This window comes from Algoriphagus aurantiacus (genome assembly GCF_035156405.1).
In the GTDB taxonomy this organism is placed as follows: Bacteria; Bacteroidota; Bacteroidia; order Cytophagales; family Cyclobacteriaceae; genus Algoriphagus; species Algoriphagus aurantiacus.
This window is the reverse complement of the sequence record NZ_JAXRUT010000001.1, coordinates 54,831-75,632: the sequence shown is the minus strand read 5'-3', so window position 1 is coordinate 75,632 and position 20,802 is coordinate 54,831. Positions and strand designations below refer to the sequence as shown.

The following is a 20,802-nucleotide window of genomic DNA, read 5'->3' as shown; positions in this document are numbered from 1 at the left end:
CCCTTTAGTAGCACTCAAAGATTCAGATTTCATGCATCAAGAAAAAATAGCAGACGTAATACAGGAAGTTAAGAAAGTAGTAGTAGGTCAAGACCGGATGGTCAATAGACTTTTGATTGGACTTTTTACTAATGGTCACATTCTTTTGGAAGGTGTACCAGGCTTGGCAAAGACCTTGACGGTGAACACCCTTGCCAAAGTGCTTCATCTTGATTTTAATAGAATCCAGTTTACACCGGATTTACTTCCTTCCGATTTGATCGGTACGATGATCTACAATCAGCAGGCGGCTAGTTTCGAAGTGAAAAAAGGTCCGATCTTCTCCAATGTAATACTGGCAGATGAGGTCAACCGTTCTCCTGCCAAAGTTCAATCGGCACTTTTGGAAGCAATGCAGGAAAAGCAGGTTACTATCGGTGATACTACCTATATGCTGGATAGACCATTTTTGGTACTTGCTACGCAAAACCCAGTAGACCAGGAAGGAACTTACCCACTTCCAGAGGCACAGGTGGATAGATTTATGATGAAGGTACACATTGACTATCCTAGTAAAGCTGATGAAATGGAAGTAATGCGCAGAATGGCAAATATGTCATTTAACTCAGAAGTAAATGCTATACTCTCCAAAGATGAGATATTTGATATCCGCAATCAGATCAATGCAGTGAAGATGGCTGAGCCTTTAGAGCATTATATAATAGAGTTAGTATTTGCAACCAGATTCCCTTCACAGTATGGGCTAAAAGAAGAGTCTAAATACATTCAATTTGGTGTTTCTCCACGTGCGAGTATCAATTTGAACTTGGCATCCAAGGCAGTTGCTTTTATGGATGGAAGGGATTACGTATTGCCGGAAGACATCAAGGAAATAGCAGAAGATGTGCTAAATCACCGCATAATTCTCAATTATGAGGCAGAAGCTGATGGAATAAACACAAGGGATGTGGTAAAGATTCTAATGGAGAAAGTTCCGATTAACAAATCCGTAACATTGAAATAACAGCTATTTCATCAAAAAAAGGCTTTTCGAGAGAGAAGCCTTTTTTTATGCCCTTTTTGTTATTCCAATATTAAATTCTGTTCCTATTATTAAAAAAAGCATAATTCGGAAAATTCTCTTGAGGTGAAAAATTGAGACAGCTTTGCAACGTCAAACAAGGCAAACCATAATCAATTATAAATCTCAATGAAAAAATTAAACTCATTATTACTCATGTTTTCAGCAGTGGCGATAGGCTTCACTAGCTGTGTGGATGGCAATGACAAACCTGTAGTTCCTGTAGATCCAGGGGAGGATGATGTATTAAGAATAGAATCTAATATATCTACCAACACTACTTGGGAAACAGGCAAGACCTATGTACTTGGTGGTAGAATCGCTGTAACTGCTGGAAATACACTAACTATTCAGCCAGGCGTAATAGTGAAAGGTGAAGTTGGATCAGGATCTAATGCTACAGCTCTAATCATCGCAAGAGGTGCTAAACTTGATGCGCAAGGAACTGCTACTTCTCCTATCATCTTCACTACCGTAGCTGACGAAATCATTCCAGGTCAAATCGCTTCTCCAAACCTAGAGCCTGAACTTTCAGGTTTATGGGGTGGCTTGCTAATAATGGGTAAAGCAAAAGCTTCCCTTGCAGGTGATGTAACTGAAACTCAAATTGAAGGTATTCCACCTTCCGATACAAATGGACTATATGGCGGAAGTGACGATGAAGACAATTCTGGTATCATCAAATTTATCTCTATCCGTCACGGTGGTGCTAACATCGGTGAAGGAAACGAAATCAACGGCCTAACATTAGGTGGTGTAGGATCAGAGACAGTCATCGAAAACGTAGAAGTGATCGGTAACCAAGATGATGGAATCGAATGGTTCGGTGGTTCTGTAAATGTGACAAATGCAATCGTATGGAATGCAGGTGATGACGGTTTGGATACTGATCAAGCATGGTCTGGTACGATGGACAATTTCATTGTGATTGCAGGTGCCGAAACTGATCATGCACTGGAGATTGACGGTCCAGAAGGATCTTACAATGCTGGTCATACATTGAAAAACGGAACTATCATAGGAAATAATGTTGCCGAGTTAGGTGACTTCAGAGATGGTGCAAGAGGTACTTTCGAAAATATTTACTTCTTCAATTTCGCCAGTCCTGTTGACACTGAAGGTCGGGGAGATCTTTCTCTAAGCGGAGACAAGACATTGGCAACATTCGCTGATGGCGCATTGAAATTCATGAATCTTGAAGTTACTCTTGCTGATGGCGTTGAACTTTCCAAAGTATTTAAAAACGGAACGGATGCATTTGCAACAAGTGTAGAAGCTGGTGCAAACACAGTAGGTGCTGACAAAACAGCCTTTGCTAGCACTTGGTCATGGGCTGCTGCTTCTGGAGCCATTTCTGATCTATAATTAACACACACTTTTGAATGAAGGAAGAAAGGACTTGCAAGGTTACTTTCTTCCTTTTTTCAAAATTTATTCTAACTGCTGTATGAAAAATCAATCTACCAATCCACCACTTATGAAGGGATTTCTAGTTTTATTTCTGCTGATACTTTCACAAGTGTTTGCAGGTTTTGCATTTGCCCAAAATGGCACCATTCGTGGTACGATCTTCGAAGAAGGTACGGGTGAGCCACTATTTGGTGTCTCTGTCTTAGTGAAGGAAACATCCACGGGTGCAGTCACAGACTTCGATGGTAAATTTGAAATACAAGTTGCTCCAGGAACCTATACACTTCAGGTTTCTTACATTTCTTACGCTTCTATTGACCTTACTGAGGTAGTAGTGAAAGCAGGTGAAGTGAACGTAATCAGTGATCTATTAATGGCGGAGGAAGCTTCCGACCTTGAGACAGTGACAGTCTCTGCTTCGGCAATTAGAACTACCGAGTCTGCTTTGCTTTCTGTAAAAAGAAATGCTGCCAACCTGATCGATGGTATCTCGGCTAGTACTTTCCGCCAGATTGGTGATGGAGATGCAGCTTCTGCTGTGAAGCGTGTAACTGGAGTATCGATCGAAGGAGGTAAATACATCTTCGTAAGAGGACTTGGTGACAGATACACCAAAACTGTTTTGAATGGCGTGGATATTCCAGGTCTTGATCCAGATAGAAATACTATCCAGATGGATATATTTCCTACCAATGTGATCGACAACATTATCGTTTCTAAATCTTTCACTGCTGACCTACCAGCTGATTTCACAGGCGGCGTGGTAGATATCGAGACAAAAGATTTTCCTGAAGAAAAATCTATGCGCTTGAGTCTCAGCGGAGGAATCAACCCATCGATGCACTTTAATTCAAACTACCTGAAATATGACGGTGGTAACACAGATTTTTTAGGGTTTGATGATGGTACCAGAGCCATTCCTACAGAGGGGCGCACCGACATTCCTCAGTATGGAGACGCTGTAGGTAATCCTAGTAGCCCAAAAGGATTAGAGTACCAGGAGATTCTGGGTAATTTTAACAAAACACTGGGTGGCTACAGGGCCGGTAGCCTTATGGATGTTGGTGTAAGTTTCTCTTTAGGAAATCAGTTTGCCAGACCAAAGGCAACGTGGGGATACAACTTCGCACTGACTTATAAGAATGAAACAGAGTTCTATCAGGATGCTGAATACAACTTGTTTGCGAAGCCCAGAGATGCTGACCAAACGGAATTGGAGCCCTTGGAAAGACAGCGTGGGGACTATGGTGTGAACAATGTGTTGCTTGGAGGAATAGCAGGGATTGCTTTGAAAACGGATAATTCTAAATTCAAATTAAACTTGATACACCTACAAAATGGCGAATCAAAAGCCGGTGAATTTAGCTTTATCAATACCAACTTGGGCGCAAACTTCGAGGCTACGCAGTATAACTTGGAATATAGCCAAAGAGGATTGACCAGCATCTTACTTGCAGGTACTCATTATATCAATGGAAATGCTTGGGAATTTAATTGGAAAGTAGCTCCTACCAGATCCACCATCAGCGATCCTGATATTAGATTTACCCGATTCAGAGAGCCCACTAATACAATTTCTACGGAGGTTGGTTTACCGGCTAGAATCTGGAGAGATCTGGAAGAATATAGTGTCGTGGGCAAAGGAGATATTACAAAAAGAATGACTCTTTTCTCAAGAGAAGGCAAAGTGAAGTTTGGGGGAAATTATGTGTTCAAACAACGTGACTTCAATATCCAAAGCTTCCAGTTTGCAACAGGAGACTCTGAATTTACTGGAGATCCTAATGAGATTATGCTTGACAAGAATCTTTTCTCAGCTGGCAATAGAAATGGAGTTAGGTACAATGCCGATTTTATTCCGATTAATGCAAATGCCTACAATTCTATTGCTACAAACATGGCAGGGTATGCTTCATTGGAAGCAAATCCAGCTGAGAAATTGAAAGCTATCGTTGGTTTGAGAGTAGAAAAATACAATCAGTATTATACTGGAACCAACCAGACAGGTACAATTAATTTTGATTTGGTAGAAGTACTTGATGATTTGGATTTCTTTCCTACTGTCAATTTGATTTTCAATCTGAAAGAAAACCAAAACCTTCGGGCTTCCGCATCTAGGACTATTGCGAGACCCTCTTTCAAAGAGCTTTCTTATGCAGAAATTCTTGACCCTATTACAGGCAGAACTTTCATCGGCGGTCTGTATCCAGAAACTACCAATGGCGGAACTGAAGTTCTTTGGGATGGCAACTTAGTATCTACCCGGGTGAACAACTTCGATTTGAGATGGGAAGCTTTCCAGGAAAAAGGTCAAATGCTATCTGTGAGTGCATTTTACAAAACATTCGAAAAGCCTATCGAGATGGTTCAGTTCCTAGCTGATCCAGGGACTTTCCAGCCAAGAAACGTAGGCAATGGTACTGTTGCAGGGTTGGAATTTGAATTCAGAAAATCATTGAAATTCATTGCTCCTAGCTTTGAGAATCTTACATGGAATACGAACGTAACGATTACTAGATCTCAGATCAAAATGTCTGAGTCTGAGTTCAGATCTAGGTCATTGACTGCTAGAGAAGGTCAGGAGATCAAAGACACTCGGGATATGGCTGGTCAGGCTCCTTACTTGATTAACACGGGTTTGAGCTATCAGTCTTATGTGACAGGTTGGGAAGCCGGTCTTTTCTACAACGTACAAGGAGCTTCTCTACAATATGTAGGTTTTGGCAACAGAACGGATACGTATTCTGTACCATTCAATAGTTTGAATTTGAATATCAATAAAACTTTCGGAGCTGATGAGCGTCTACAGGCTGGTTTAGGTGTGCAAAACATCCTAAATTCTAGGAGAGAGTATGTTTTTCAATCATACCAAGCTGAAGATCAAATCTTCAGTAGCCTGTCTCCAGGAACAAAAATCAACTTGAGAGTTTCGTTCTCATTCTAAAATTCAACTATCATAAATGAAAAAGGCTCCACTCGGGAGCCTTTTTCATGTCAACTTTGTGATGATTTGTGAATAGTCTGGAAATTGTTCCAGAAGTGCTCGTGCCTCGAAAAGCTCAAAATCAGTGAAATCAAAGCCTGGGGAAACTACGCATGAAACCAAGGCATAGGCGTCTGGTTCATCTACGGAACTGCCAAAGATGGTATTTGCAGCTACCAAATGTTGGGGGACAGTTTTATTATTGCTTGACGGATATCCAAGTGAAAACTGCTGATGACCTAGCTCACTCAAGGTATGAATGGTCAAATTACTTCCTTCGTGAAAAAACCAAAGCTCATCACTTTTGATGCGATGGAATTTGGACACGTTCTCTGAGGTAAGGAGAAAGTAAATAGCAGTACTCAGGTTTCTTTTGCCTGAATCTGTTCCTATTCTTTTTTCAGATCTATAGGTCTCTGAATAGAATCCACCCTCTGGATGTGGGATGAGCTGTAGATTTTCTATCAAAAAGGCGATTCTTCCTTTTACTTCCATTTTAGTCTGCTAGGTAAGAATCTATTAAAATATTCACAATACGCTCAGCTGTTTTTCCATCCCAAAGCGGGATCCCTTGATATTGCTTCCATTCGCCTTGCATTATTTTTTCCAAGTATGGTTTTAGCTTGTCCGGATCCGTTCCCACGAGTTCATTGGTGCCTAGATGGATGGTTTCGGCCCTTTCTGTATTATCTCGCAAAGTGATACATGGCACATTCATGACTGAAGCTTCTTCCGTAATTCCCCCGGAATCTGTAATCACGCCTTTTGCATTTTTCACTAGATAATTGAATTCCAGATAACCCAAAGGATCACTCATGTGCAGGTTTGGGGCATCTATACCCAATGATTGTAGATTTTTAGCGGTTCTTGGATGAACAGGGAAAATGATTGGTAAGCCTTTTGTCCCTTCCAGTATCGCATCTATCATGGCTTTTAGCTTATGTTCCTGATCTACATTCGCAGGACGATGCATGGTCATGACGAAGTATTGTCCTGATACCAGATTTTCAAAAATCTCACCTTCAGGCTTTTGAAATCTTGGCATCTGAGCGATCAATGTGTCTATCATTGTATTACCGACGTAGTGGATCTTTTCCTCTGCAAACCCACTTTTCCGCAGGTTAGCATTGGCAATCTCAGAAGTGGTGAAAAAATGATCCGTGATACTATCGGTCACCATTCTGTTGATTTCTTCAGGCATGGTCAAGTCACCTGACCGAATACCACCTTCTACGTGAGCGACATCGATTTGAAGTTTTTTGGCTGCAATCGAGCAAGCAAGTGTGCTTGTTACATCCCCCACTACTAATACCAAATCAGGTCTGTTTTCAAGCAGTTCCTTTTCAAAAGCGATCATAATTGCCGCAGTTTGCTCGGCCTGTGTACCTCCACCTCCACCGAGATTTGCATTTGGCTCGGGGATATTCAATTGTTCAAAAAAGTCACCCGACATCTTCTTATCGTAATGCTGTCCAGTGTGAACTAGCCGGAAATTGACTTCAATCCCTTCTTTTTTTTTTTGATTAATTGATGAATGATGGGTGCGATTTTCATGAAATTAGGTCGCGCACCTGCGACTATGGTAAAAGTAGCCATCTATTGTTTTTATTTTAAAACCAAAAGTAGTAAATCCTTTTGGATGCATTGGCTAAAATTAGCGTTCTTTTGGTAAGTATGTTTTGGCTCCTTTTTTGTTTCTTTGCAAGCTTATATTTTCTTAATTAACTGAATTTGATGGATTGCAATATTTGGTCAAACGGAGTGAAAGCCCTTTTACTGCTTGCGGCCGCAGTTTCATTTTTCTCTTGTATAGATACTCTGGAGTCAGAAGAAGTGGTCTATAGCAACAACTTTTCAGATTTGGATCTAGCAGGGTTTGAAAACGGAAGGCTCTTTGTGTTTGAGGAGGATACTGTAGCAGGTCACTATCATAATGAGGAAATAGCAGTCAATCTTTCAGATCTTCCTTCCCATAACCTGTTGAAAGTGACAATTGAAATTTTAATTCATGATACCTGGGATGGGAATACCTCTGATGGGGTAACTGGGCCAGACCAATGGTTTTTTGGAGTAGATAATGAAGAGATTTTCAGAACAACTTTTTCTAACAGCCCTTGCGAATCGACCTATTGCCTATACCAGTCCTACCCTGATACATTCTTCAAAACAAATAGACCGAAAACCGGCGCAATTCAAACAAATATGCCTGGACTTTGTCTATTTGGTACAACTCCAAATTATACTACGCGCTATAGTTTTTCCAAAATAGTTGAACATAGTAAATCTAGTACCAGAATCTATATGAATTCGGATTTGGTAGCATCGAATTCTCCCGATCCCAAATGTGATGAATCGTGGTCTCTTGCAGGAATAACAGTCGAAGCCCTTACCTTGAAATGAGTATGATAAAGACAAGGAAAATTGTGAAAAACTGTTTTGGGGTATGGTTGCTGTTTCTTGTACTAGGTAACTCTTCTTTGGCACAAACAGTGCCAGTAGGTACTCCAGTATTGGATGATTACTTGAGAAGGGCTCAGTTACTAGGCGATGTGGATTCTGCCTCTTCATTTATGATCAGGCCTCTTTATCCTGTGAATGCATTTGGGATAAAATACGGTTTTGACCTCGATAATTCTATAGTAGATATAGACCTTTCAACCGTCCATACGTTTTTTGGGAAGGATAATAAAGGCAAGTTTCTGATGATGCCTGCGGTGGCCAAATTTCAATATAATTCTACCTATGCCTTTGGGGTCAATGATGGTGCTTTTATCCCAAATCGAGGTCTTCAGACTATTCTGAGTCCAGGTGCGTACTTGGAATATGGGCCTTTCAGTGTACAGTTTCAGCCAGAGCTATTGATGGCTCAAAACAAAGATTACGAGGGTTTTCCGATCGAACATCAGTTGAGCATATTATTCTATTATGAATATATGAATCGCATAGATATGCCAGAGCGATTTGGTGAAGATTCTTATAATCAAGCATATTTGGGACAATCGAGTATCCGATATAATTTCCAAGAGTACTCGATAGGCGTATCCTCTGAAAATCTGTGGTGGGGGCCAGGAAGAAGGAGCTCGCTCTTGCTTGGGAACAATGCTCCAGGATTTGTTCATCTGACAGCAAATACGCGTAAACCTGTTAAGACAAAAATAGGATCGTTCGAAGGGCAAGCAATTGGTGGTTTCTTAAAATCTTCAGGTTTCTTACCCCCTTGGCCTGATTACCGAATTCAAGAAAATAATGTGCTGATCCCAAAACCAGAGGACAATAAGCGGTTTTTATCCGGTTTGGTTTTAACCTATCAACCTAAATGGGTGCCTGGACTTTTCCTTGGATATGGATCTACCAGCCAGATGTACCAACAAGATATTTCAGATATTGGTGATATACTGCCTGTTTTCAACGGACGGAAAAAAGCTCAGAATATTATAGATCCCATTCAAGAAAAGAGACAGCAGTTTAGCTCTGGGTTTTTCAGGTGGATGAGTTCCGATGGTCACTTCGAATTCTATGGAGAATATGGTACTAGGGACAATGATCGCAGGCTAAATGATTTCATGATAACTCCTGAGTCTGGAAGGGCTTTCACTTTTGGATTTTCTCATTTGATGAGCCTGAAGAAATCAGGTCATTATTTCCAGATCAGTTCAGAAATGACACAAACTGGCCAGACCATAAGAGACGATATTAGATCACTCAAGACTTGGTATGTGCACGACCATGTAGTGGAAGGTTATACTCAAAATGGCCAAGTGCTGGGAGCTGGAAATGGTCCGGCAAGTAACGTAATATTTCTGGAGTTAGCTTGGGTGAATAAGATGAACCGAATTGGTTTCCAAATGGAGCGAATTGTATACAACAATGATTACTATTATTATAGATATGAGGCATCCAAGGACTGGAGAAATAAATACATTGATCTTGTGCCTTCCCTGATCGGCGATTGGAAGTTTGGTAATGTTCTGCTGAATGCCCGCTTACAATATGTGAATACCTTGAACTATAAGTGGTATTTGGAAAACAATCCAGACCAGTACTTTGTACCAGGTTATGACCGCAAGAACTTCGTAGGTCAGGTCGGTTTGGCATATATTTTCCAATAGGAGATAGATTCAATTGTTATATTAAATCGAGCCTGCCTACCGCAGGCAGGCATGACGAAAGCGTCACACAGAGGGATGATTATAAATCCTGCGAGGTTCCCTGCCTGACGGTAGGCAGGTCCCGAATAGATCCCGATAACTATCGTGACGGGACAGGCTATGTGGCCTTAGAAAGAAAATTATAAACACATGAAAGTTGAGAAAAATAAAGTGGTAGCAGTATGCTATGAACTGAAAGTTGATGATGGTGACACAGGAATGGTTCCTTATGAGTCCGTGCCTGAGGAGAAACCCTTTTACTTTTTATTTAACGCAGGAGAGGTATTTCCTAAATTCGAAGAAGCATTGCTAGGCAAATCTGCCGGAGATGAGTTCAGTGCAGATCTGGGATTTGATGATGCTTATGGGGATTATATGGAGGAGAAAAAGACTATTATTCCAAAGGCGAATTTTAAAGAAAAAGGAAAGATCAATAAGGATCTTCTACGTATTGGAAACGTGATTCCTATGCAGGATAATAAAGGAGGACAGATTCGGGGAGAGATTACTAAAATTGATTACACTGGAGTTCATATGGACTTCAATCCACCACTTGCAGGTTATGATTTGTCCTTTAAGGGCAAAATCATCTCAGTGCGGGATGCGCTCCCTGAAGAACTCGAACATGGGCATGCGCACGGCCCAGATGGACATCATCATCACTAAAATACTAAATGCCCTGTTCTTAGAATAGGGCATTTGTCGTATAGGAGGCATCTATAAATCACAATATTTTTGAAAGAGCTTTGATCCATACTTATGTGATTAAGGGTATTATTATTAACCTAAAAAATTGTCTCTGGCCTAATTCTTCGTTGATTTTAAGGCTCGAACAAATGGCTTACACTGCAACAAGTTTGAATTTGAACTTAAAAAGGTAGGTGTAAGAAATTTTTCAATGGACTGTTGGGACATCAGGGGTGATTGTTCCAACAGGTATCGGCCTCCTTTTAGGAGGTCATTTTTTAGTTTGAGCTAGCTAACAGATTCGCCTGCTCTTCTGCCAATGCCTTTAATCCTTCTATACGCTCAGAATTGTACAGCACCAAAGCTTTGTTTAATTGTTTGGAAGCTTTTTCGAAGCTTTGTTCATTAAAGTGTGAAATCGCATCATTATAATATTGTAAACCTGCCAATTGGGTTAGATTGACTTTTCTAAAAATTGCATTGTCCGATAGATCAACTTTTTGTGCTCCTAATCGCTGGTTAAGTGACTTTAACTGTACAGAATCACCTGCTTTATATCCTTCTAAATATAAAGCAACCTCAGATGGAGCTGTGATCATGCCTCCAACAGGGAGTGTGCTTTCCAGGATGATATCCATATCCTCATAATTCACCACTATAAAAACGTGATAATCCGTTTCTACAACTTTATATTCAAAACCATAGCGATCCAAAAGAAGAGCTAATGCCGCAGAAGCACTGACACAGTCATATCTGCCTTCATCTAGCATGTCATTGAATGTGGAATGTTGTTCGTAAGTTTTGAATAGCAGTTGATGTGATTTCTGGAAAACCTGACGGAGAATATTGATATGTGTTCCCTTTTTCTTGTATTTCTTATCCAAACCTGCAACAAGCTCATCCCATTTTTCATCAGAAAGGGATCTATCAGCTTGAACGGCCCTAAATAGTAAGTATGGGTTTTCATGACCCGCTTCCCAAAGCTCCTTTTCCGAAATATTGTCAAAGCGTAAATCTCCAGAAATCCCGATAGCATCCTGACCCATGGCAAGTATGCCAGCTGCAGAAATTAGGATATATGTGAGAAGTGCTTTTTTCACCTTGAATGAAGCTAATGTTACTATTCTTACGATCAATGTTACATAAAGTTAACAATTTGGTAACATTAAAACACATAATAATCAAAAACTTAACATTGAGGAAATGTAAGTCATCAGACTCAGTCACAGAAAGCTCATAACGAAACTGCAACTGGTCACTGCGACTGCATGCTATCTACTCATGATGGTAAGGTTCATTTCTCAGAATAGTAAATCCTCTATAGAGCTGCTCTATAAAAAATGGGCGGATCATCTGATGAGAAAAAGTCATTTTGGAGATGGAAAGTTTTGCATTAGCCCTGGAATAAACTTCGTCAGAGAAGCCATAAGGTCCGCCAATGACGAAAATGAGTTGTTTTAATCCGGCATTCATTTTCTTTTGCAGGAACTCGGAGAAATCCATAGAGCTGTAGCTTTTGCCACGCTCATCCAATAAGATCAACTCATCGGATGCGATAAGTTTTTTCAATATCAACTCACCTTCTTTTTCTTTCTGTAGAATTTCAGAAAGTGACTTAGTGTTTTTCAGGTCGGGAATGACTTCAAATTCAAACTTGATGTAAAAGTTCAGACGCTTAGCATACTCCTCTATGAGAGCAATAATGGCTTTATTGTCTGTCTTGCCTATAGCGATCAGTTTAATTTGCATGCTCAAATATCTGAAATTTCTATTTATAGAATAATTTCAATACTTAGCTTTCAGTTAGTAAAGGGTATTGTTGCTCTTTTGAGGAGATGTTTAAAAAATTGAAAAACAATTACTTAAGCAACTTGTTATGAGTCTGTAAAAACTCAAACAATATAACAACCATGAAAAAATTAGGAATAGTAATGATGCTGACTATACTTGTAGTAGTATCGTCTTTTACACCCAAGATAGATTCGGTCCACGAGACTAGAGTCGATGCTGATATTGTGGATTTGGCTATATCCCAGGATTTTTTAACCACATTAGTTGCGGCTGTTAAGGCCGGCGATTTGGTTGAGACATTAAAAGGTGATGGTCCATTTACCGTATTTGCTCCTACAAATGATGCGTTTGCTAAGCTTCCAGCTGGAACAGTTGAGAATTTGCTTAAGCCTGAGAACAAAGCTCAACTGGTGAAAATCCTGACCTATCACGTAGTGCCTGGAAAGGTAATGTCTTCAGATCTAAAAAATGGCCAAACGGCTAAGACAGTAGAGGGGAGTTCTATCAAAGTAACATTGATGGATGGCAAAGCAATGATTAACAATGCAACTGTAACAGCAGCTGATATTGCTGCTGATAATGGCGTGGTACACGTCATCGACACAGTGATTATACCTCCAATGTAATAATAGAGGGAAATTTTTCAAATGAAGGCCTGTCCAAGTGGATAGGCCTTTTTTATTGGAGGTGGTTTTTTAACTTTAGTAGACTTCTATTTAAAATTCGCTTATGAAAAAAGTATACTTTACGCTTCTTTTGCTTTGTTTCATTATCACGGCAAATGCCCAGACTTCAACTTCACCTTATTTTACTATTGATCCTACTTTAACACCGGATGCCAAGGAGATTGTTTTCAGTTTCGAAGGAGATCTTTGGAAAGTTCCTGTGAATGGAGGCTCATCCCAGCGCTTGACTGCCATGGAAGGAATTGAGAGCAAGCCTGCAGTCTCCCCAGATGGAAAATGGTTGGCATTCACTTCCGAGCAGTACGGGAACAAAGATGTTTTTCTGATGCCAATGGAGGGAGGTGAGATACGACAATTGACCTTTCATGAGGCAGCTGATGAAGTGGAATCCTGGAGCTGGGAAAGCGATAAGATTTATTTCACTTCCAATCGTTACAATAATTTTTCTACTTATGAAATTGATCTGACTGGTTCCACGCCAAAGAGACTTTTTCCACATTATTTCAATACCATTCACGGAGCTGTAGTCCAGCCGAAGACAGGGGAAATATACTTCAACGAAACTTGGGAAAGCAAGAATTTTGCACACCGAAAGCGCTACAAAGGCGAATACAACCCGGATATTAAGTCTTATAACCCTGCGACACAGAAATTCACACAATACACCGTGTATGAAGGAAAGGACTTTGGAGCAACCATAGATCAAAATGGCAATGTGTTTTTCCAGTCGGATGAGGCTAACGGTGAATACAACTTATACACATTTAAGGATGCTACTAAAACACAGTTGACGGACTTCCCAACTTCTATTATGTGGCCAAAGGTGAGTGCAAATGGGGAGAAGATTGTCTTTCGTAAGGATTATCAGATTTTCGTCTATGATGTAGCCACTGGCAATACTACCCAGCCAAACATTTCCATCTATCAAAATCAAACACTTCAAAAGGAACTCACACGGCAAGTGTCTGGAAATATCTCCAATTTCGATGTCTCACCTGATGGGAATAAGATGGCTTTTGTATCACGTGGAGTTCTTTTTATCTCTGATGTGAAAGGGAAATTTGCGCAGCAAATACCTACCGATCCAAAAGAAGCCGTAGAAGAAGTGAAGTGGTTGGCAGACAATAAAACCCTTATTTATTCACGTACGGTTAAAGGTTATTACAATTGGTTTACTATCTCAGCCCAAAATCCCAGTGAGGAGAAGCAGCTGACCAACGATAAATTCAAGAATCGTCAATTGACATTGAATAAGCAGCGAACACTCGGAATTTATATAGGTGGTAGAAATGAAGTTCGTGAAATCGATCTCAAAACAATGGAAAGCAAAACGCTTGTAGAAGATGAGCTATGGGGACTTTATACACCAAATGCCTATCTGTCTCCAGATGATGAATACGTGGTTTTCAGTCCAATTCGGAATTTTGAGCGGGAAGTGATCGTCTATCACAGAGCAACTCAGAAGACTATCAATTTGACAGAGACATTCGTGACAGAGACTTCACCGTATTGGTCTCCCGACGGCAAATACATTTACTTTTCCTCAGACCGTACCCATGCGAGTTATCCTTACGGTACTACTGAGGCGCATATTTATCGGATGAAGCTAGATAAGTTTACTGAGCTATTCAAGTCGGATAAAGTAGCGGAGCTTTTCAAGGAAGAGCCAGCCGATGACAAGGAGAAAAAAGAAACCAAAGAAGACAAGCCTTCCCCAAAAGTAAAAATCACTCCGGGGGACTTAATGGATAGATTGGAATTGGTAGGACCATCTTTTGGTCAGCAGTCCAATCCTATTGTTCTCCAAAAAGATAGCAAAACCTGGGTTTTCTATACTTCCAACCATGATGAGGGAGATCCCAAATTGTGGAAAACCACGCTGGAAGATTTTGAGAAAACTAAAATGGAGAAAGTCAGTGATGACAGAATCGGCGGTTTTGAGCTTGTGGAGTCAAAAGACAAAGTGTATCTATTGGCAGGAGGGAAAGTGCATACCCTCGATCCTGCCAGCAACAAAACAGAGGAGATCAAGATCTCTCAGGCATTTGACAAGAAGCTGGGAGACGAGTTTGAACAGATGTACTACGAAGCATGGGCAGGGATGGAACAAAATTTCTATGACGGCGATTTTCATGGGGAAAACTGGCTAGAGCTGCGTGATCGCTATGCGGAGTTTTTGCCCTACGTGACCAGCCGTGAGAACCTCCGTACTATTTTCAATGATATGCTGGGCGAGTTGAATACCTCTCATTTTGGTTTTAATACATATGGAGAAGAGGAAAAAGGTTATTTCGGTACACGCTCGATGAATGCAGGAATTGTCTTTGATGAGGAAAAGCCATTTACAGTCAATCGAATTTTAAAACATAGTCCTGCAGATCTAGAACCTATGGCGGTGATGCTAGGAGACCGGCTAGTGGCAGTGAATGGAATAAAAATCGATTCCAGTCAAAACAGGGAGAAATATTTTGCAGTACCTACCATGGCAGAGGAACTGACGTTGACGTTTGACAGAAAGGGTGAAGAAGTGATGTTGAAAGTTCATCCAGCCTCCACGGGAGAAATGAAAACTTGGCTTTATGATGAGTGGATGGATCAAAATGAAGCTTACGTCGACGAGAAGTCCGGGGATAAAATATCCTACATCCACATGAAGAATATGGGTGGAGGTGAATTGCAGCATTTCATGGAAGAGATGGTGTCTGTCAACGGGAATCGCGAAGGCCTCATTCTCGATTTGCGCTATAATACCGGTGGAAATGTTCATGACAAAGTCCTGCAGTTCCTTAGTCAGAAGAGTTACTTGCAATGGAAATACCGCGATGGCGCTTTGACCAATCAGCCGAATTTCTCTCCAGCTGACAAACCTATTGTTCTCCTGATCAATGAGCAATCGCTTTCTGATGCAGAGATGACAGCAGCAGGATTCAAGGAATTGGGATTGGGGACTATCATCGGAACAGAGACTTACCGCTGGATCATTTTCACTTCTGGTCAGGGTTTGGTGGATGGCTCATTCTACCGACTTCCAGCTTGGGGTTGCTACACGCTGGACGGGAGAAACCTGGAAAAAGATGGTGTAGAACCTGATATCCGAGTGGATGAAGGATTTGTGGATCGATTGGAAGGAACCCAAAAGCAGCTGGATAAGGCGATAGAAGTGATTATGGAGAAGCTAGAATGAGATAAGAATGGGATTACAATTCGGTAACTGGGTTGCGTGGTTGCACTTCAAGTAGTTGTAAAGCGCTATATGGGTATAGGAACTAGAGGCTGCTCATATCTCACGATTGTCACTATTGAGCGAAGTTGAAATGCGCTTAATTAGCACATAAAAGACTTCGACTTCGCTCAGTCTGACAAGAAAAGCGGATTATGAGACAGCCTCTTTTGTAGCGCTCTGTAGGTTAGCTTCGTTTAGGAGGAAAAATGAAACTATGAAGAAACGCCTATTTCAACTTGTGACACTGTTTGCCTGCTTTCAGCTTTTGTCCTGTGCGGATGGTGATGTAAATCCGACTCTTTCTTTATCTGAATTGAAGGTACTGATAGACGAAGATGCCTACAATTCTGCCCCTACTGACAACTTGGTAATCAATTCCCTGGACATAAAAGGTGATTTTCTAACTATTAATTTTAGCGCAGGTGGTTGTGATGGAAATAGCTGGGAAATAAAATTGATAGATTCTGGAGGTATAATGGAGTCAAATCCTCCTCAAAGAAATCTAATTTTATCACTAAATAATCAGGAGTTATGTGAGGCCTACATTACCAAAGAAGTGGTCTTTGACATTTCGGAATTGAAAGTAAGTGGCGGTAAGGTATGGCTTAATGTCACCAATTCCGATCAAAGGATTCTTTACACCTATTAGTGACTAATGCAAAAAGCCTCCCCATAGTGGGAGGCTCTTGCTATAGATTGGGGATGTGCTTATTTGATAAGCTCCTTACGCTTTAATATTGTTTCCATAAATTTTCGCTCATTTTCTGAGTTGAAAATTCGGAAAGGAAGATGGATAAATTGTGCCTTGGACATGTAAAGTACATAGGCATCTTTCCTCACCTCTGCATTCTTGATCATATTCCACTGCACGGGCATTCCTTGCTTGGTGTTGATTTTCATCAATATCTGGCGGCTGTCGATCTCGTAAGCCATCTTGTCAAATATCACTTTGTTTTGCTCCATCTGAGTCACACCTGTGAACTGAATCGCCCAAAACAATACATAAAGGCCATATGCTATCAGTGCACCTATTATCCACCAAATCGAAGGAATCCAAAAATAACCGCACATGATCACCAATGCAATTGGTATTACCCACCACTGTTCTTTCAAAACATTGATCAAAGCCATTTTGATATAGGTACCAGTAGGAAGTTGATATTTTTTTGTTTTTACTATCATCTCTTTTCTTATTCAGAGCGCAAATATCTACCTATCCGAGGGAATTAGCAAGTCAGATTAAATCATAAAAAAACATCTTTATTCGAAAACAAATCGGCATTACCATTGATTTAAATCTTGTATTCAATTATATTATCTCAAACTTTTGGCAATGAGCAGTCTTGTAATCGATTTGATTCTTTGTGGTTTGGCTTATGTCATCCTAATTTATGTCATGGCTACCATGACTAAAAGATCCTTGAAAAAAGGGGATAGTAGTGAAGATGATGGAGATGGAGGAGTAGAAGATTTTACACCACCAAAGATAGACTTACCTCCTGGGGTACAATGGCCTAGCGATTCCCCAAAATCAAGGATACCTGAACCAATAGAGTTTTAGTGGCACTTATTGCAGGTTCCCTGCACTAACAGGTTCATTTCTTTCTTTTTGAAGCCTTTAGGAAGTTTGATACTTGGGAGGGTGATAGATTCCAAACAGGTGGTTTCTCCGCAGATTTCACATTTAAAGTGAACATGTTCATGGTTATGCTCTTTCTCTTCATGAGAGCAAAGGGCATATTTGGTTGCTCCACTATCATCGAGAACCTTGTGCACCACATCTTTATCCACAAAAGTCTTTAGGGTACGGTAGATCGTCACCCGATCAAACTGACTGTCTAAGGATTCTTCTAAATCTGAGTGTGCCAAAGCTACTTGCTTATCCAGAAACTCACGGATGATTTCTTGACGACAATCTGTGATGCGTAGCTTATGACTTTGAAGTATGGAAAGAGGAGATGACATATTCATGAAGTTCAAACAAAACTAATCAAAAATTGATTTCAAGTATTTTAATATCCCGCAAAGGCGCTGAGGCGCAAAGGTTTTTTATGCTGATGATAGCCAATTTTTTTTTAGCGGGAAGAAGATCAATAAAATATCCTAAAAGTCAATTTAAAAAAATGTTGAGCCATGAGGACCGTAGAAAAAATGAGCGCCGATTCGACGCCCATTTAACTTATTCTTTTACTCCATGCTCCTTATTTAGGATCAAGAATAGCATTTACTCTTTCTAGAGCATCTTCCAAGTGAAGTTTAGACATTCTGTCTGAAGTTCTTGCGATTGCAGATTTGATGTCTCTTTGAAGTATTTTCAACTCACCTCTAGCCATCGGCCTGATGTCAGATTGAGATGCATTGATCTGAGTTCCCACATATCTTCTGAATGCCGCAGGGATAGTTGGTCCATCACTAGTCATTAAATATTTCATTCTTTCGATATAGGCTCTTTGTAGCGCTCTTCTGTGCACATCAATTGTTTTGCCGGCAGGAAGTTCAGACCAGATACCTTTTCTCAAGTCATCGAATAGTTCAGTGATTTTGTATGCCTCGTTACCGTTAAGGGCTTCATTTTCGATCACACGACCAAGTCTTCCCAAGTCAAGTACAGAATTCAACGTGTTTGCTTGTACTCCACGGATTCTCTCTAATGCTCCGAAATCTTCTGTTCTAGCGAAGATATCATCTTGCATCATCCATTCAGGTGTAGTGAAAAGCTCAGAATTCAAGAAAGCTACAGCCGACTTCTGGATGTCTTTCGTAGTATGCGTATAGACTGGCAAATCCTGACCAACAGCTCGGTACACTTCAGAGACACCACCTACATTGGTTTTTACATGACCCATGTATCTATTGAATTGTGTGATCACCTGACCATACATTTCCTCCAAATCATCGAAATCTTTGTAAGGCTTATCTGGCTCAGCAGTCCATTCCATTAGGTTTGGCATGATACGCTTCAGATTAGCAATTCCATATTCAGAAGCTTTCATGGAGTTATCTCCCAAATCTTCGCTTTGTGCTGTTGGGTCATAACTATTACCCTGACGGCCATATCTGTAAACTGGATCACCTTGCTTTTCCAAGATCCATTGATCCAATGTCATTAATTCATCTTCTGGAGTGGCCGCATCAGGAATTGGTCTGTAACCCCAAGCGACAGCATACTTGTCATACGGGCCTACATTTGGCATTAAGCTTACTCCTTCATCACCTGGCTGAGCAATGTAATTGAATCGAGCGTAATCCATGATTGATGGAGCTGTTCCCATTTCTTTAGTGAAAGCAGCATCTCTCAATTTCTCAACGGGGTAAGCATGTGAAGAAGCGAAGTTGTGCGGGAGTCCAAGTGTGTGTCCTACTTCATGAGAAGAGACAAATTGAACCAATCTACCCATCACTTCATCCTTGAACTTTATGCTTTGCGCATCAGGGTTGATAGCTGCTGTTTGGATGAAAAACCAGTTTCTTAGTAAGTTCATCACATTGTGATACCATCCGATATCAGATTCTAATATTTCACCTGATCGAGGATCAGATACATGTGGCCCATAAGCATTCTGGATATCCGAAGCAAAGTACCTGATCACAGAATATCTGGCATCTTCAGGACTCCAATCGGGATCTTCCTCTTTAGTTGGCGCTAGTTTGGCAACAATAGCATTTTTGAAACCGGCAGCTTCAAATGCAACCTGCCAATCTTCCACACCAGCGATCAAGTAAGGGATCCACTGCGTAGGAGTTGCAGGATCGATGTAAAAGACAATTTGCTTCTTGGGCTCTACTAATTCGCCTGCCTTGAATTTCGCCATATCCTCATCCTTTACTTCCAGTCTCCATCTGTCAAGGAAAGTCCGGCTCTGTGCTTTTTGAGCATCAGCTCCGTAATCAACTATTGATCTGCTAAACCAACCTACGCGCTGATCTCCGAATCGTTGTTTCATCGGCTCCATTGGCAGAAGCAACATAGAAGAGTTCATCTCCAGCGTGATAGACCCTGTTGAGCTGTTTGAAGGAGGTTCGTTAGCAATGTAAGTCATCACATACCTCGCTTCGATATTGATCGGATAGGTATGAATATGCTCGATATATGATCTATCTGCATCTAGACGTGTTACTTTGTATTGTGTACGCTGACCTTTTGGAAGACCTAAAGCTTGTACATCCTTCGCCCATAAGTCGGTCGCCTCGATAACGGTTCCAGTAGAATCTGTAGCGAGAGACTTGATAGAGAATTTCTGTAGTATAGGCTCCAAATTGGAATTCTTTACCGCCAAAGCGATAGGAAGAGAATCTGCGGCATAGTTATTCACAGAAATAACTTTGAGATGGATATCATTGTTGTTCTTTTCCCAGCGTAGCATCTGCGTGTTGGTACGCTCACCGCCGTAACCAAGACCGTCAGCAGTTTTAGCGATAGTAGTAACCATCAGCATGTCTCTGCCAAGCAGGGAGTCAGGAATCTCGTAATAATACTTGTCTTCAATCTGATGAACCTTGAATAGGCCATCTTTTGTTTTTGCCTTTGCCGTGATTACTTCTTTGTAAGGTTTTGGATCTGAATCATTACCTTTTGGTTTGGCAGGGTTAGCAGGTGTAGTTGTTTCTTTCTTGGAATCCTTTTTCTTCTTTTTCTGAGCAAAAGTATCCGTAGAATACAGCATGACACCCATTACGCCTACTATTAGAGTTAGTCTCCTAAGTAATTTGGGTATGGTATTTCTCATAGTTATTATTTAGTTAGGTATTTTCTAAACTGTGAATTTCCTGAAACCATCAGTAAGGATTGTCCATTTTTGATGAGCGGTATATAT

General features: G+C 40.7%; 16 protein-coding genes and 1 pseudogene. 10 read left to right on the top strand and 7 right to left on the bottom strand.

What is annotated here, in order from left to right:
• Positions 1 to 31 precede the first annotated feature (31 nt).
• The 3 genes from SYJ56_RS00290 (at position 32) to SYJ56_RS00280 (ending at position 5,414) form a co-directional block, all read left to right on the top strand.
• A complete protein-coding gene (locus tag SYJ56_RS00290) occupies positions 32 to 1,003 on the top strand; it encodes an AAA family ATPase (protein WP_323831367.1) in 972 nt (323 codons plus the stop codon).
• 186 nt (positions 1,004 to 1,189) lie between these two features.
• Positions 1,190 to 2,425, top strand: coding sequence for a hypothetical protein (locus SYJ56_RS00285; protein WP_323831366.1), 1,236 nt, complete (start codon positions 1,190 to 1,192; stop codon positions 2,423 to 2,425).
• A gap of 112 nt (positions 2,426 to 2,537) precedes the next feature.
• Positions 2,538 to 5,414, top strand: a complete 2,877-nt coding sequence (locus SYJ56_RS00280; protein ID WP_323831365.1) for a TonB-dependent receptor — start codon at positions 2,538 to 2,540, stop codon at positions 5,412 to 5,414.
• Positions 5,415 to 5,459: 45 nt separating this feature from the next.
• Here SYJ56_RS00280 and SYJ56_RS00275 read toward each other — a convergent pair whose 3' ends face one another.
• Both SYJ56_RS00275 and wecB read right to left on the bottom strand, forming a co-directional pair.
• Positions 5,460 to 5,948 carry a cupin domain-containing protein gene (locus tag SYJ56_RS00275; protein ID WP_323831364.1) on the bottom strand — a complete coding sequence of 163 codons (489 nt, stop codon included), beginning with the start codon at positions 5,946 to 5,948 and terminating at the stop codon, positions 5,460 to 5,462.
• Between the two features lies 1 nt (position 5,949).
• Positions 5,950 to 7,049: pseudogene (gene wecB / locus SYJ56_RS00270) on the bottom strand (non-hydrolyzing UDP-N-acetylglucosamine 2-epimerase).
• Between the two features lie 138 nt (positions 7,050 to 7,187).
• On the opposite strand from wecB, the gene SYJ56_RS00265 reads away from it, so the two are divergent.
• From SYJ56_RS00265 to SYJ56_RS00255, 3 genes are all read left to right on the top strand, one after another.
• The gene (locus SYJ56_RS00265; protein WP_323831363.1) at positions 7,188 to 7,853 is read left to right on the top strand and encodes a hypothetical protein; all 666 of its coding nucleotides are present in this window, start codon (positions 7,188 to 7,190) and stop codon (positions 7,851 to 7,853) included.
• Between the two features lie 23 nt (positions 7,854 to 7,876).
• Positions 7,877 to 9,562: a capsule assembly Wzi family protein gene (locus SYJ56_RS00260; protein WP_323831362.1), complete on the top strand. Its 1,686-nt coding sequence runs from the start codon at positions 7,877 to 7,879 to the stop codon at positions 9,560 to 9,562.
• A gap of 189 nt (positions 9,563 to 9,751) precedes the next feature.
• Positions 9,752 to 10,267, top strand: coding sequence for an FKBP-type peptidyl-prolyl cis-trans isomerase (locus SYJ56_RS00255; RefSeq protein ID WP_323831361.1), 516 nt, complete (start codon positions 9,752 to 9,754; stop codon positions 10,265 to 10,267).
• A gap of 299 nt (positions 10,268 to 10,566) precedes the next feature.
• Here SYJ56_RS00255 and SYJ56_RS00250 read toward each other — a convergent pair whose 3' ends face one another.
• Together SYJ56_RS00250 and rlmH are read right to left on the bottom strand one after the other, a co-directional pair.
• Positions 10,567 to 11,388 (bottom strand): hypothetical protein, encoded by an 822-nt coding sequence (locus tag SYJ56_RS00250; protein WP_323831360.1) that lies wholly within the window; start codon positions 11,386 to 11,388, stop codon positions 10,567 to 10,569.
• A gap of 175 nt (positions 11,389 to 11,563) precedes the next feature.
• Positions 11,564 to 12,037 carry a 23S rRNA (pseudouridine(1915)-N(3))-methyltransferase RlmH gene (gene rlmH, locus SYJ56_RS00245; protein ID WP_323831359.1) on the bottom strand — a complete coding sequence of 158 codons (474 nt, stop codon included), beginning with the start codon at positions 12,035 to 12,037 and terminating at the stop codon, positions 11,564 to 11,566.
• A 161-nt stretch (positions 12,038 to 12,198) separates the two neighbouring features.
• Between rlmH and SYJ56_RS00240 the strand changes: the two genes are divergently transcribed.
• The 3 genes from SYJ56_RS00240 (at position 12,199) to SYJ56_RS00230 (ending at position 16,637) form a co-directional block, all read left to right on the top strand.
• Positions 12,199 to 12,705: a fasciclin domain-containing protein gene (locus tag SYJ56_RS00240; protein ID WP_323831358.1), complete on the top strand. Its 507-nt coding sequence runs from the start codon at positions 12,199 to 12,201 to the stop codon at positions 12,703 to 12,705.
• Between the two features lie 103 nt (positions 12,706 to 12,808).
• The gene (locus SYJ56_RS00235; RefSeq protein ID WP_323831356.1) at positions 12,809 to 15,949 is read left to right on the top strand and encodes a S41 family peptidase; all 3,141 of its coding nucleotides are present in this window, start codon (positions 12,809 to 12,811) and stop codon (positions 15,947 to 15,949) included.
• A gap of 253 nt (positions 15,950 to 16,202) precedes the next feature.
• Positions 16,203 to 16,637 (top strand): hypothetical protein, encoded by a 435-nt coding sequence (locus SYJ56_RS00230; protein WP_323831355.1) that lies wholly within the window; start codon positions 16,203 to 16,205, stop codon positions 16,635 to 16,637.
• Positions 16,638 to 16,696: 59 nt separating this feature from the next.
• Here SYJ56_RS00230 and SYJ56_RS00225 read toward each other — a convergent pair whose 3' ends face one another.
• On the bottom strand, positions 16,697 to 17,170 hold the full coding sequence (locus SYJ56_RS00225) for a YcxB family protein (RefSeq protein ID WP_323831353.1): 474 nt from the start codon (positions 17,168 to 17,170) through the stop codon (positions 16,697 to 16,699).
• Positions 17,171 to 17,321: 151 nt separating this feature from the next.
• Here SYJ56_RS00225 and SYJ56_RS00220 point away from each other — a divergent pair, with 151 nt between their 5' ends.
• Positions 17,322 to 17,549, top strand: coding sequence for a hypothetical protein (locus SYJ56_RS00220; protein ID WP_323831351.1), 228 nt, complete (start codon positions 17,322 to 17,324; stop codon positions 17,547 to 17,549).
• Here the strand turns inward: SYJ56_RS00220 and SYJ56_RS00215 are convergent.
• A complete protein-coding gene (locus SYJ56_RS00215; protein ID WP_323831350.1) occupies positions 17,546 to 17,953 on the bottom strand; it encodes a Fur family transcriptional regulator in 408 nt (135 codons plus the stop codon). The two genes, SYJ56_RS00220 and SYJ56_RS00215, sit on opposite strands and share 4 nt — an antisense overlap.
• 236 nt (positions 17,954 to 18,189) lie before the next feature.
• Entirely contained in the window at positions 18,190 to 20,715 is a 2,526-nt protein-coding gene (locus SYJ56_RS00210) for a zinc-dependent metalloprotease (protein ID WP_323831348.1), read from the bottom strand.
• Positions 20,716 to 20,802 lie beyond the last annotated feature (87 nt).